Consider the following 13,654-nt stretch of genomic DNA (forward strand, 5'->3'; position numbering starts at 1 on the left):
AAGTATAATCAAATTTTGAAATCTTGTGAAAATTATATAAATGGATCTTATCGAGAGAGGTGGAGGGACTGGCCCGAAGAAACCTCAGCAACCAGCTTAGGCAAAGGTGCTAAATCCAGCAAGCAGAGCTTGATAGATGAGGAGAATGTTTCAAAAAGCCTTCTTCTTTGAGAAGGTTTTTTTCCTTTTCTCTCATACTCATAGAATACGACAAAAACAGGATTGTTTTTGAGAGAGGATGTAATGATGAATTTTCGTAAAGACGTGAAAGAAAGAATACTGGTTGGGGAAGGGGCAATGGGGACCTTATTGTATTCAAATGGCATCGATCAATGCTATGAGGAATTAAACTGCACGAACCCAGATCAAATAGAATCCATCCACCGTGCCTATTTGGAAGCTGGTGCAGATATCCTTCAATCGAATACATACGGAGCCAATTTCAACAAATTGAAACGGTATGGACTGGAAGATGAGGTAAGCAGAATCAATCGCCAGGGAGTCATTCTTGCAAAAAAAGCGGCAAAAGGAAAGGCATACGTATTCGGTACCATAGGGGCACAGCGGAGCATCAGGAAATCGGATTTAAGCATGGAAGAGATAAAACGGGGTTTTCGTGAACAGCTATACAGTCTTTTGATGGAAAACCCTGATGGGATTCTCTTGGAAACATTTTATGACCTGGAAGAACTGGAAACCGTCCTGCAAATCGTTAAAAATGAAACTGGACTGCCGATCATCGCAAATGTTTCGATGCATGAACTGGGAAATCTTCAAAATGGAATCCATTTAAATGAAGCCTTTCAAAAACTTGAGCAATTGGGTGCCGATGTTGTGGGGGTGAATTGCCGTCTCGGTCCACATCATATGATTCGGGCCTTGGAAGAAGTGAGTTTGCCAAAGCAAGCATCAATTGCCATATACCCAAATGCCAGCCTCCCGGATTATGTGGATGGAAGGCTCGTCTATAAAGCTGTGCCGGAATACTTCGGTTCAAGTGCCCTAGAACTTCGTGAGCAGGGTGCCGCGATCATAGGAGGGTGCTGTGGAACGACTCCGCTGCATATTCAAGCTGTAAAGAATGCGATTGGAAGTTTGGCTCCTGTGAAAGAGAAATTTACGAAATCCCGTGAAATAGAAATAATTGAAGTGAATGATAGAGAATTGGAACGTCCCCTGTTCGAAAAGGCCAAAACAGAAAGGACGATTCTAGTCGAACTTGATCCACCGAAAAAGTTAGGTATAGCGAGCTTCATGACTGGTGCCGAGGTTTTGAAAAAAGCAGGGGTCGATTCCATTACATTAGCGGATAATTCGCTTGCCTCACCAAGGATATCGAATGATGCACTGGCTAATTTACTTAAGAACCAACTGAATATAGAGCCGATGGTGCATATAACATGCCGTGATCGAAATTTGATTGGACTGCAGTCACATTTAATGGGTCTGCAGACGGTGGGCCTGAACGAAATATTGATCATCACTGGAGACCCTTCAAAAATTGGGGACTTCCCGGGCGCCACTTCGGTTTATGATTTATCTTCCTTTGACCTAATAAGTATGGTCAAACAATTTAATGAAGGTCTTTCCTATTCGGGTCAAAGTTTGGGCCAACGGGCAAATTTCAAAATTGCTGCAGCGTTTAATCCCAATGTGAAATATCTGGATAAAGCGGTACTGAGAATGGAAAAGAAGATTGCCTGCGGTGCCCAATCTTTCTTGACACAGCCAATCTATTCCGTGGAGCAGATCGAAGAAGTATATGAAGCTACAAAACATTTAGAAACCCCGATCTTCATCGGTATCATGCCCTTGACCAGCACCAGGAACGCCGAATTCATCCATAATGAAATCCCAGGCATCAAATTGCCTGATAATGTTAGAAGAGCCATGGCGTTAGCGGGGGATGACCCTGTAAAGTCGAGGATTGAAGGAGTGAATATCGCGCGAGAGCTAGTGGACGCGGCAAGGGAAAAATTCAAGGGCATATATTTAATCACTCCGTTCCTTCGCTATGAAATGACGGCGGAACTTACGAAATATATTAGAAAAGTCGATAGTAAACATACATCAGAGGTGGCAGTACATGAATAAAAAAGCGATTCAAGATCAGTTGAATTCTAAAATACTCCTTCTTGACGGGGCGATGGGAACCATGCTTCAAGCGGAGAATTTGACGGCAGGGGATTTTGGAGGGGAACAATTCGAGGGCTGCAATGAATATTTATCATTGACGCAACCGGAAATCATCCAATCCATTCATGAAAAATATTTAGCAGCGGGTGCAGACATCATTGAAACAAATACCTTCGGAGCGACCAGCATCGTACTCGAGGAATACCAAATAAGCACTATCGCTTACAAACTTAATAAGATTTCAGCTGAGCTTGCCGTTAAAGCTTGTGAAAAGTACTCCAATGATGAATGGCCAAGGTATGTAGCTGGCTCGATGGGTCCAACTACAAAAACGCTTTCCGTAACGGGCGGAACGACTTTTGATATTTTAACCGATTCCTATGCAGAACAGGCACTGGGTCTCTTGGATGGCGGGGTAGACTTGTTATTGGTGGAAACCTGTCAGGATATGCTTAATGTCAAGGCAGCCTTTTCCGGAATCAAAGCAGCATTCGCTAAAACAGGAAAAGATGTGCCTGTCATCATATCAGGGACAATCGAACCGATGGGCACTACGCTTGCTGGCCAGTCCATAGAAGCTTTCTATTTATCGGTTGAACATATGAAGCCCGTTGCGGTTGGCCTTAATTGTGCAACAGGGCCGGAATTCATGATAGACCATATCAGGACACTTGCAGATATATCAAATAGCGCCATCAGCTGTTATCCGAATGCCGGGCTCCCTGATGAAGAAGGCCACTATCATGAGTCACCTACTTCACTGGCAGAGAAAATGAAGCAATTCGCCGAAAAGGGATGGATCAATATCATTGGCGGATGTTGTGGTACGACACCAGAACATATTAAAGAACTTTCCAGGGTCCTCGAAGGCATGAAACCCCGTACAATTACGGAAACAGCCCATGGTCATGCCGTATCGGGCATAGAGCCGCTAATTTATGATGATTCAATGCGGCCTTTATTCGTAGGTGAAAGAACGAATGTTATCGGTTCCCGAAAATTCAAGGAGCTGATACGCGGAAAGCATTATGAGCCAGCTGCCGAAATTGCACGCTCCCAGGTAAAAAAAGGGGCCCATGTCATTGATATCTGTCTTGCTGATCCTGATGGGGATGAGCTTGGCGATATGAAGGAATTTGTGGAAGAGGTCGTCAAAAAAGTGAAAGTCCCATTGGTCATCGATACTACGGATGAAGCCGTGCTTGAACAAGCATTAAAACATTCACAAGGGAAATCGATCATTAATTCCATAAACCTTGAAGATGGTGAAGAGCGCTTTGAAAAAATAGTGCCATTAGTCCATCAATATGGTGCTGCAGTTGTCGTAGGAACCATTGATGAAACTGGGATGGCAGTCGATGCTGAACGGAAATTGGAAGTGGCTACACGGTCTGTGAATTTGCTCGTTAATAAGTACGGTCTGAACAAAAGTGACATCATTTTTGATCCGCTTGTATTTCCTGTAGGCACAGGGGATGAACAATATATTGGATCTGCATTGGAAACGGTGAATGGAATAAAGGCGATTAAAGAAAAGTTTCCGGAATGCCTAACGATACTTGGCATTTCTAACGTTTCATTCGGTCTGCCAGCGAGGGGAAGGGAAATATTAAATGCAGTTTTCCTTTACCATTGTACAAAAGCGGGTCTCGATTATGCTATCGTGAATACAGAAAAACTTGAACGTTTCGCTCTGATACCGGAAGAGGAAGTGAAATTGGCTGAGGCACTGCTATTTGAGACTTCAACTGAAACTTTAGCGATTTTTACCGAGTTTTATCGCGGGAAAAAAGCGGAGAAGAAGGATAATGGTGTGATCCTGCCATTGGATGAACGTTTAGGTAACTATATTATCGAGGGAACGAAAGAAGGATTGGTTGATGATTTAAATGAAGCGATTGAGCGCGGTGACAACCCATTGGAAATCATCAATGGACCATTGATGGATGGCATGAGTGAGGTGGGGAGGTTGTTTAATGACAACCAACTTATTGTCGCAGAGGTGCTCCAGAGTGCTGAAGCGATGAAGGCGGCTGTATCCCACCTTGAACCACTAATGGAAAACTCAGAAGATAGTGCTAAGAAAGGGAAAATCCTTTTGGCGACCGTCAAGGGAGATGTGCATGATATCGGGAAAAACCTAGTGGATATCATCCTATCCAATAATGGCTATGAAGTCATTGATTTGGGAATAAAGGTCGCACCGCAACAAATCATAGAAGAGGTTCGAAAACATGAGCCAACTATCATTGGCCTATCTGGGTTACTTGTCAAATCTGCACAGCAAATGGTTTTAACAGCACAGGATTTAAGGCAAGCGGGAATAGATACCCCAATTTTAGTGGGAGGGGCAGCATTATCCCGTAAATTCACCGATTTTAAAATATCACCTGAATATGAAGGGCCGGTTTTATATTCCAAAGATGCGATGGATGGTTTGGCTGTAACGAATATTTTACATGACTCTGACAAAAAAGTGGTGTACTTGGAAGAGTTAGTCGAGAAACGGGAAAGAGCGAAAGCGAATGCCGCCATTGCTGCCACGATGGAAAAACCTGTTCGGAAGCAGTCCACAGCTGCCCCTTTAAGCGATGCTCCTGTTCAAATACCGCGTGACATCAAGCGTCACGTCCTGAAAAACTATCCATTGGATGTCATCCAGCCGTATATTAATAGGCAAATGCTGATTGGACATCATTTGGGGTTAAAAGGTAAAGTGTCCGAATTGCTTAAGCAAGGGAATGAAAAAGCAGTGCAACTAAATGATCTCGTTGATGAATTGATTGAATTTCTAAAGATGGAACCGGATTATGGTTTGAATGCAGTTTATCAATTTTTCCCTGCTCAAAGCGAAGGAGATAAGCTATTGGTATACAACCCGGACAACCATAACGAGGTTTTGGAAACTTTCGACTTCCCCCGGCAAGATACGAATCCGCATCTTTGTTTAGCGGACTTCGCGAAACCAATCTCCTCCGGGCAAATGGATTATGTTGGTTTCTTCCTTGTCACTGCCGGAAAAGGGATTAGAAAATGGGCAGAAAAACTAAAGTTTGAAGGCGATTTCTTGAAAAATCACGCCCTTCAATCACTTGCTCTCGAAACAGCTGAAGGTTTCGCAGAAAGAATTCATCAATTAATGCGGGATGATTTAGGTATAAGCGATCCGATTGAAATGACCATGAAAGAGCGGTTTGCCGCTAAGTACACCGGGCAAAGGTTTTCATTTGGTTATCCTGCTTGTCCTAATCTGGAAGACCAGGAGAAGCTATTCCGCTTGTTACAACCTCAGGATATTGGCGTGGAATTGACAGAAGGATTCATGATGGAACCAGAGGCTTCCGTGTCAGCCATTGTTTTTGCACATCCTGAAGCCCGTTACTTCAATGTCGATCGATAACTCATTTAATAAAGGCAGCGGTATTTTTTACCGCTGCCTTTTAGTGCATGAAACCCCTTAATTGGTACATCTTAATGGTCAAAAGGAAGGGGATGCAACACCTATGAATAATTTCCTGAAATTATTTCTATTCATGGCGGGTTCTTTCATTATTATTTTGTTGGCTGTGGATGTCGAGAACATTCAAGTACATGCAATGGTTCCCGAAGAGATCACACCGCTCCTGAAAAGTAAGGAAAATCAGAAAATCGCTTATTTGACATTCGATGACGGACCATCTTTGAATACCATGAAGATATTGGATATTTTGGACGGCTATCATGTTAAGGCCACATTTTTCGTTAAAGGGAATGAAGAACCATACGCAAAGGAAAGTTATCAGGAAATGGTTTCCCGGGGTCATGCGATTGCCCTTCATTCTTATACACATGATTATTCCATCGTTTATCGATCGACTGAGAGTTTCTTTCAAGATTTGAATAGGCTTGAAACCATGCTGCAAAAGGAATATGGGATAAAAAGCCGTATTGTGCGCCTTCCTGGCGGCTCGAATAATCGTCTGCGGCATCAGGCTGCAACGAAACCCATCATTAATGGAATCCTTCAACAACTAAAGGATAAAGGGTATATTTACTTTGATTGGTCCATTGACTCGACAGATGGCTTCAGTCCGTCAATAAGTGAACAACAAATCATTACTGCCGTACAAAAAGGGACGAAAAATCAAAAGCATGTTAATATCTTATTGCATGATATCAATAGTATGAAGAATACAGTGAAAGCATTGCCTGATATAATTGAATTTCTTAAAAAAGAAGGGTATACCTTCGATACTATTGATGAGACAACCCCGAAATTGCAATTTAATTGATGAACACAATGTTTATCTATAGTAAATTAAGGTATAGGGTATTGAGATTACAATGCGAAAGGATTTATCGTTTCTATGATGCCATCATTGTTTTTATCACATGGAACACCGCTATTAGCTTTGGAAAAGAATGGCTACACTTCTTTTTTGAAGGATTATATGCAAACTATGAAGAAACCTGCTGCCATCGTAATTTTGTCAGCACATTGGGAAAGCGAAGATCAAATGATTTCAGCAGTAGGGAAGCATGAAGTCATTTATGATTTTGCAGGGTATCCTGAAGAAATATTTCAGATTACTTATCCAGCCAGGGGATGTCTTGAGCTGTCAGATCGAATTTTAACCTTATTGTCCAGGATAGGTGTATTGGGGGAACTTGATGATAAGCGCCCCCTGGACCATGGATCATGGGGGCTTTTGCATATCATGTATCCCGAAGCTGACATCCCGACCGTATCTATGTCCATTAGTCCTGCACTGCCATTGTACAAGCAGTATGAAATTGGGAAAACATTGAGGGAATTAAAGGAAAGTAATGTCCTGATTATCGGGAGTGGAGGAATTGTCCATAATTTCGCCCAAATACAGGAGGATATGCATGTTGCAGAAGGATGGGCAATCGAGTTTGAGAACTGGGTCGAAGAGAAAATCATGAATTGGGATTTGCAATCCTTGTTTGAGTATGAAAAATTCGCCCCATACAGTACAGAAGCTGTGCCCTCCAAAGAGCATTTCGTTCCATTGGTCATCGCAATGGGGTCAGGGGATGACAAAAAAGAGGCAGCTCTCCTGCATAGGAGCTTTCAATATGGCAATCTAAGTTTATCAGCTTGGAAGTTTGATTGAGCTGAAAGGGCTTTCAGACTAGTTAAATTTACCTGAAAAATAATCATTATACAAAAATACAAAAATCTTTTTTTAGCGAAAAAAAGACTTAAATGAGCAAAAAAGTCAATTAAAAGCGTATTTTGACGAATTAAACAGAAATATAGTTGCAAAAAGGTTGCATAAAGTAGTTTAACCTTTGGATATTTCGACAAAAACATGTTAATATAACATCTGAAAACGTTTTATCCTTTAAAATTTTATTATTCAATGACCAAAGTTATTTATTGTATATCTTATATATATCATATATTTGGGGAAAATTTAGAAGAAAGAAATTTGGGGATGGATAAAACGTAATGAAAAAAATTATGAGAAAAATTTGGGGGTTTACAAAATGACCATCAATGATTCTAAGGTATTAGACCACTGGAAAGCTTTTTCAGGTCCAAACCTTGGGTATGTCATGGAGCAATACGATCTATTCCTAGCCAACCCGGAAGAAGTGGATCCGGAACTGAAAAACTTTTTTGAAGTAGCAGGTCCTCCTTCATTCGATGTATCGGCAGAAACAACGACTGGAAGTGCACCAACTGTACAAGCTGGAGAAGTTCTTCCGATGAAGAAAATTATGTCTGCAGTCAAGTTAGCTGAAAATATCCGTGCATACGGACATCTTGCTGCAAATATTTATCCTTTAAAAGAAGAAGCTCTGGACACTGAACAAATTCACTTTGAAAAATATGGCTTGACTGCAGATGATTTAAGGAAAATACCGGCTGACTTTATTTGCCCGGAATCACCTGAAGACGTGAAAGACGGATACGAAGCCGTACAATACCTAAAACAACTCTATACAAAAACGATAGCCTTTGAATTTCACCATGTTAATGACTTGGATGAAAAGCAATGGCTTACTGATATGGTCGAATCCGGAAACATGTTCCCGGAAGTGACTAAAGAGAAAAGGGAACTATTACTTAAACGATTGAATGAAGTCGAAGGTTTCGAGAAATTCCTTCACCGCACATATGTAGGGCAAAAACGTTTCTCTATTGAAGGACTGGATGCTTTGGTTCCGATTTTAGATGAAATGATTTCACAAACTGTTCAAAGCGGTACTGGGAATGTGAATATTGCCATGGCTCACCGAGGACGTTTGAATGTTCTAGCACATGTATTAGGAAAGCCATATGAGGTCATCTTCTCTGAATTCCAACATTCACCGAATAAAGATTTGGTTCCTTCCGAAGGTTCAACAGGCATTAACAATGGATGGACCGGTGATGTTAAATACCATTTAGGTCTGGATAAACAGATAACTAAATCAAATATACAAAAAGCAAGGATTACACTTGCCAATAACCCAAGTCACTTGGAAGTAGTCGGTCCAATCGTGGAAGGGTATTCTCGTGCGGCACAAGAAGACCGTTCAGAAAAAGGGTTCCCGGTTCAAGACATTTCCAAATCCCTTGCAATCCTGATTCATGGTGATGCAGCATTCCCAGGTGAAGGAATTGTACCTGAAACGTTTAACTTAAGCCGTTTACGCGGTTATCAAGTTGGCGGCGCCATCCATATCATCGCCAATAACATGATCGGTTTTACAACGGAAAGTGAAGATTCACGTTCAACCCTATATGCTAGTGATTTGGCCAAAGGCTTTGAAGTGCCGATCGTGCATGTGAATGCAGATGATCCGGAAGCATGTATGGCTGCTGTGAACCTTGCTAACCTATATCGTGAAAAATACAACAAGGATTTCTTGATCGACCTGATCGGTTACAGACGTTTCGGCCATAACGAAATGGATGAGCCATTGGTGACTCAACCTGAAATGTATGCATTAATTCATAAGCACCAAACCGTTAAAGAGCTTTATGGAAAAAAACTGATTCAATCCGGTGAGTTCACTGAAGCTGAAGTTAAAGCGATTGCTGAGCAAGTGGATACAAGGCTTGCAGATGCATATGCAAAAATTTCCGGAAATAAACCGGAAGCTTCTAAAGAATGTAATCCTCCTGGGATTATTGAAAAAGGACTTCCAGCCATTGATACGGCAGTTCCTAAACAAGAACTTGTTTCAATTAACGAAGAACTTGTTAAGTGGCCGGAAGGATTCACTCCTAATAAAAAGTTAGGAAAGATCTTATCACGTCGCTTGGATTCCTTTGGTGCTGACGGAAAAATTGATTGGGCTCATGCTGAGACATTGGCATTCGCATCCATATTAAGTGACGGCACTCCAATCCGTTTGACAGGACAAGATTCAGAGCGCGGAACATTCGCACAACGCAATATCATGTTACATGATAGTGTTAACGGAAAAACATATTCACCACTTCACACACTAGAAACTGCCAAAGCATCATTTGCTGTTCATAACAGCCCGCTTACTGAAACGGCAGTTCTGGCTTATGAATATGGTTATAATGTATTTGCACCTGAGACACTTGTATTATGGGAAGGCCAATTCGGTGACTTCGCTAATACAGCACAAGTGATCTTTGACCAATTCATCGCGGCAGGCCGTGCAAAATGGGGTCAAAAATCAGGTCTTGTCATGCTGCTTCCACACGGTTATGAAGGACAAGGACCAGAGCACTCAAGTGCCCGCCTGGAGCGTTTCCTCCAATTAGCGGCTGAAAACAACTGGACAGTTGCCAACCTGAGTTCGGCAGCTCAATACTTCCATATCCTTAGAAGACAAGCGAAGATTTTGGATCAAGAGCAAGTACGTCCGCTTGTCATCATGACACCGAAGAGTATGCTTCGTAATCAAGTGATGGCTTCTACAGCAGAAGAATTCAGTGAAGGCTCTTTTGAATCATTCGTAGAAACCAAAGCTTTGGGCAAAAAACCTAAATCGGTTGAACGCATTGTATTTGCATCAGGTAAATTGGCGGTTGAACTTCGTGAAAAAGCGGCAACTGAAAAAAATACAGATTGGTTGCAAATCATCAGTATCGAAGAAATTTATCCATTCCCATTCACTGGAGTTCAAGAAGCCCTGAAAAAATATACAAATCTTAAAGAAATCTTCTGGGCTCAAGAAGAACCTAAAAACATGGGTGCTTGGACATTTGTTGAACCTCGCCTAAATGCTGCGGCTCCTGGCAATCTTTCAGTAACATATATAGGAAGGAAGCGCAGATCAAGCCCGGCTGAGGGAGATCCACTTGTCCATAAAAATGAACAACAACGGATTATGACTCAAGCAATTACACGCAATAATGAGGGGGAGAAATAAAATGGCTGAAGTAAAAGTACCTGAATTAGCAGAATCAATTTCTGAAGGATCTATTGCGCAATGGTTAAAACAACCCGGTGATCACGTTGAAAAAGGAGAATATGTCCTTGAACTTGAAACGGATAAAGTGAACGTAGAAATCATTTCAGATTATACTGGTACACTTTCGGAACATTTAGCAGAAGAAGGCGATACTGTCCAAGTTGGACAGGCTATCGCCATCGTTGATGAAAATGGATCAGCTGCAGCAGCTCCAAAAGAGGAAGCTCCTAAGGTTGAAGAAGCTAAAGCAGAACCAGCTAAGGCTGAACAAGCGGCTCCTGCTAAAGAAGCTCCTAAATCAGAAGCAAAAGAAGCATCATCCACTCAACAAGTTATTGCATCACCAGCTGCAAGGAAATTGGCTCGTGAAAAAGGTATTGACTTGACTCAAGTGCCTGTAGCCGATCCACTTGGTCGCGTACGTGTACAAGACGTAGAAGCAGCAAGCAATGCACCTGCAGCACCAGCGGCAGCTCCTAAACAAGCTCCTGCAGCTAAAAAGGCAGCAGCTCCTGTTGAAGTGAATGATGACCGCATTGAAGTGGTTAAGATGACACGCCGTCGTCAAACCATTGCCAAACGTCTAGTTCAAGTACAATCCGAAGCAGCCATGCTTACTACTTTTAACGAAGTCGATCTTTCTGCAGTCATGGAATTGCGTAGCCGCCATAAGGATTCTTTCGTGAAAACAAATGATGTTAAACTTGGTTTCATGTCATTCTTCACTAAAGCGGTCATTGGCGCATTGAAGAAATATCCATTATTGAATGCTGAAATCCAAGGCGACCATATCCTGAAAAAGAACTTTTATGATATCGGTGTAGCTGTATCCACTGATGAAGGTCTTGTCGTTCCGGTAGTAAGGGATGCTGACCGTAAAAGCTTTGCTGAAATCGAGAAGAACATTTCGGATTTAGCTGTTAAAGCGCGTAACAACAAATTGGGACTTTCAGATTTATCAGGTGGTACTTTTACTATCACAAACGGCGGGACTTTCGGTTCCCTATTATCTACACCAATCTTGAATGCCCCTCAAGTTGGGATCTTGGGAATGCATACAATCAAGACTCGTCCAATCGCTGTTGGAGATCAAATCGAAAACAGACCGATGATGTACCTTGCATTATCTTATGATCACCGTATCGTTGACGGAAAAGAAGCTGTTGGTTTCTTAGTAGCCATCAAAGATATGCTGGAAGATCCAGAACAACTTTTACTTCAAGGCTAATAAAATAAATACGAACCCCCATGTCATCATGACATGGGGGTTTTTTGCGTGAAGAACTGAAAGGATATTTTCATAGAAAAAAGATAATGGTATTGAAGAAAGGTCATCTCTAACTATATGAATGTTTTTGGAGGTATTTTTGAATGAATTTGGTTACTTTTAAATGTTTTTGATTGATTATTGCTTTGTTTTCATATATGATGATGATATTAAAGTGAGGTGGGCGAATTGTTGACAACTGAAAGGCACCAGTTCATCTTATCGATCCTTAAAGAACAAGGAACGGTAAAGCTGCAAGAGCTTGTAGATCAGTTACAAGCCTCGGAGTCGACCATTCGGAGAGATTTAGTGCAACTCGAGGAAATGAAGCTCTTGAAACGCGTGCATGGTGGGGCCTCTTTACTTCAGAGAAAAGGCCTTGAACCAACAACTATGGAAAAGCAATACAAAGCAAGAGCTGAAAAACAACTTATAGCAAAGCTGGCGGTTTCATTCATAGAGAAAAATGATTGCATATATCTTGATGCAGGCACGACAACTGCGGAAATGATTCCTTATTTAAAGGATAAAAATATAACAGTGCTGACGAATGGTCTAATGCATATACCGAAACTCATCGAATTGGAAATCAAAACAGTGTTAGTGGGCGGGACGATAAAATTTTCGACAAATGCTGTTATTGGAAGTAATGCTGTACAGTTCCTGAATGAATACCGCTTTGATAAATGTTTCTTGGGAATGAACGGAATCCATCAAGATCTGGGTTTCACAACACCCGACCCGGAAGAAGCGCTACTGAAGAAGATAGCATTACGCCTCTCTAACGAGTCCTACGTACTTGCTGACAGTTCAAAACTGAATGAAGCTACTTTCGCTAAGGTGGCAGATGTAAGCGATGCCATAATCCTTACTGACAGCAATGATGAAGAGGCAATTGCTCAACTCCAAAAAAATCCAAAGATAAAGGTCGTGACCATTTAATGATTTATACAGTGACACTAAACCCATCCATCGATTACCTGGTCGAGGTGGAGAGTTTTCAAATGGGCAAGGTGAATCGAACCAGTTATGATGCAAAATTCCCAGGAGGGAAAGGAATCAATGTTTCCAGAGTGCTAAAAAGGCTGGGAAATAGTACGACAGCGTTAGGATTCATCGGTGGACAAACTGGTGAATTTGTAAAAAGGTTTTTAAGACAAGAAGAGATTTTCACGGACTTTACAGAGATAGCTGGAGATACAAGAATAAACATTAAATTGAAAACAGGGCTGGAGACTGAAATAAATAGTCAAGGGCCAATCATTTCAAAAGGGAATTATCAACAATTAATTAGTCAGATTGAACAGTTGAATAATAATGATATCCTCATTTTGTCAGGAAGCATCCCTCCAAGCGTTCCTTCGGATGTATACGAAGCCATGGCAAGGTCATGTTCCCATAACGGCATTAAAGTGGTAGTGGATACGAGTGGCAAGGAATTACTGGATGTCCTTCCACACCGGCCATTTTTAATAAAGCCCAATCATCATGAACTGGGTGAGCTTTTTTCAACCGAAATAAGAACGGTTGATGATGCTAGGGAATATGGCGCTAAATTGGTTGAAGCAGGGGCACATAACGTTATTGTATCAATGGCGGGACAGGGGGCCGTGCTTTGCTCCGGTGGAGTGTCATATTCCGCAAATGTTCCAAAAGGGAACGTCATCAATTCAGTGGGTGCCGGTGATTCCATGGTCGCAGGTTTCATTGGGACATATGAAAGTACAGGGGACATTCTATCTGCATTCCGCTTCAGTCTTGCAGCAGGAAGTGCTACGGCCTTTTCATCTGATCTTGGTACATTGGATAAAATTGAAGAGTTATTACCGCAAATTGCCATCAATTATCTAACAGGAGGCTGAC

Annotated in this window: 8 protein-coding genes and 1 riboswitch; all 8 genes read left to right on the top strand. The window is 41.7% G+C overall.

All coding sequences use genetic code 11. The features are described 5' to 3' along the window. The first annotated feature begins 44 nt into the window (after window positions 1–44). Window positions 45–143: riboswitch (SAM riboswitch) on the top strand. 103 nt (window positions 144–246) lie between these two features. The 8 genes from ACQKFG_RS07980 (at window position 247) to pfkB (ending at window position 13,653) form a co-directional block, all read left to right on the top strand. After that, window positions 247–2,094, top strand: a complete 1,848-nt coding sequence (locus tag ACQKFG_RS07980; RefSeq protein WP_349728563.1) for a bifunctional homocysteine S-methyltransferase/methylenetetrahydrofolate reductase — start codon at window positions 247–249, stop codon at window positions 2,092–2,094. Continuing rightward, the gene (gene metH / locus ACQKFG_RS07985) at window positions 2,087–5,536 is read left to right on the top strand and encodes a methionine synthase (protein WP_427557649.1); all 3,450 of its coding nucleotides are present in this window, start codon (window positions 2,087–2,089) and stop codon (window positions 5,534–5,536) included. The genes ACQKFG_RS07980 and metH overlap by 8 nt, the downstream gene beginning before the upstream one ends. 103 nt (window positions 5,537–5,639) lie before the next feature. Beyond that, window positions 5,640–6,407: a polysaccharide deacetylase family protein gene (locus ACQKFG_RS07990; RefSeq protein ID WP_427557651.1), complete on the top strand. Its 768-nt coding sequence runs from the start codon at window positions 5,640–5,642 to the stop codon at window positions 6,405–6,407. Window positions 6,408–6,482: 75 nt separating this feature from the next. Beyond that, the gene (locus tag ACQKFG_RS07995) at window positions 6,483–7,253 is read left to right on the top strand and encodes a dioxygenase family protein (RefSeq protein ID WP_427557654.1); all 771 of its coding nucleotides are present in this window, start codon (window positions 6,483–6,485) and stop codon (window positions 7,251–7,253) included. Between the two features lie 376 nt (window positions 7,254–7,629). Continuing rightward, window positions 7,630–10,482, top strand: coding sequence for a 2-oxoglutarate dehydrogenase E1 component (locus tag ACQKFG_RS08000; protein WP_192205124.1), 2,853 nt, complete (start codon window positions 7,630–7,632; stop codon window positions 10,480–10,482). Window position 10,483: 1 nt separating this feature from the next. Then, the gene (odhB, locus tag ACQKFG_RS08005) at window positions 10,484–11,752 is read left to right on the top strand and encodes a 2-oxoglutarate dehydrogenase complex dihydrolipoyllysine-residue succinyltransferase (protein WP_192205123.1); all 1,269 of its coding nucleotides are present in this window, start codon (window positions 10,484–10,486) and stop codon (window positions 11,750–11,752) included. Between the two features lie 228 nt (window positions 11,753–11,980). Continuing rightward, the gene (locus ACQKFG_RS08010) at window positions 11,981–12,733 is read left to right on the top strand and encodes a DeoR/GlpR family DNA-binding transcription regulator (RefSeq protein WP_427557658.1); all 753 of its coding nucleotides are present in this window, start codon (window positions 11,981–11,983) and stop codon (window positions 12,731–12,733) included. After that, the gene (gene pfkB / locus ACQKFG_RS08015; protein ID WP_192205121.1) at window positions 12,733–13,653 is read left to right on the top strand and encodes a 1-phosphofructokinase; all 921 of its coding nucleotides are present in this window, start codon (window positions 12,733–12,735) and stop codon (window positions 13,651–13,653) included. Before ACQKFG_RS08010 ends, pfkB begins: the two co-directional genes overlap by 1 nt. The last annotated feature ends 1 nt before the right edge of the window (window position 13,654 follow it).

This window comes from Peribacillus sp. NPDC076916 (assembly GCF_050269675.1).
GTDB lineage: Bacteria > Bacillota > Bacilli > Bacillales > DSM-1321 > Peribacillus > Peribacillus aracenensis.

Excerpts from the sequence above, each read along its gene's own strand:
- pfkB (WP_192205121.1), top strand. The coding sequence starts at position 12,733 with ATGATTTATACAGTGACACTAAACCCATCCATCGATTACCTGGTCGAG.
- ACQKFG_RS08000 (WP_192205124.1), top strand. The coding sequence starts at position 7,630 with ATGACCATCAATGATTCTAAGGTATTAGACCACTGGAAAGCTTTTTCA.
- ACQKFG_RS07990 (WP_427557651.1), top strand. The coding sequence starts at position 5,640 with ATGAATAATTTCCTGAAATTATTTCTATTCATGGCGGGTTCTTTCATT.
- ACQKFG_RS07995 (WP_427557654.1), top strand. The coding sequence starts at position 6,483 with ATGATGCCATCATTGTTTTTATCACATGGAACACCGCTATTAGCTTTG.
- odhB (WP_192205123.1), top strand. The coding sequence starts at position 10,484 with ATGGCTGAAGTAAAAGTACCTGAATTAGCAGAATCAATTTCTGAAGGA.
- metH (WP_427557649.1), top strand. The coding sequence starts at position 2,087 with ATGAATAAAAAAGCGATTCAAGATCAGTTGAATTCTAAAATACTCCTT.
- ACQKFG_RS07980 (WP_349728563.1), top strand. The coding sequence starts at position 247 with ATGAATTTTCGTAAAGACGTGAAAGAAAGAATACTGGTTGGGGAAGGG.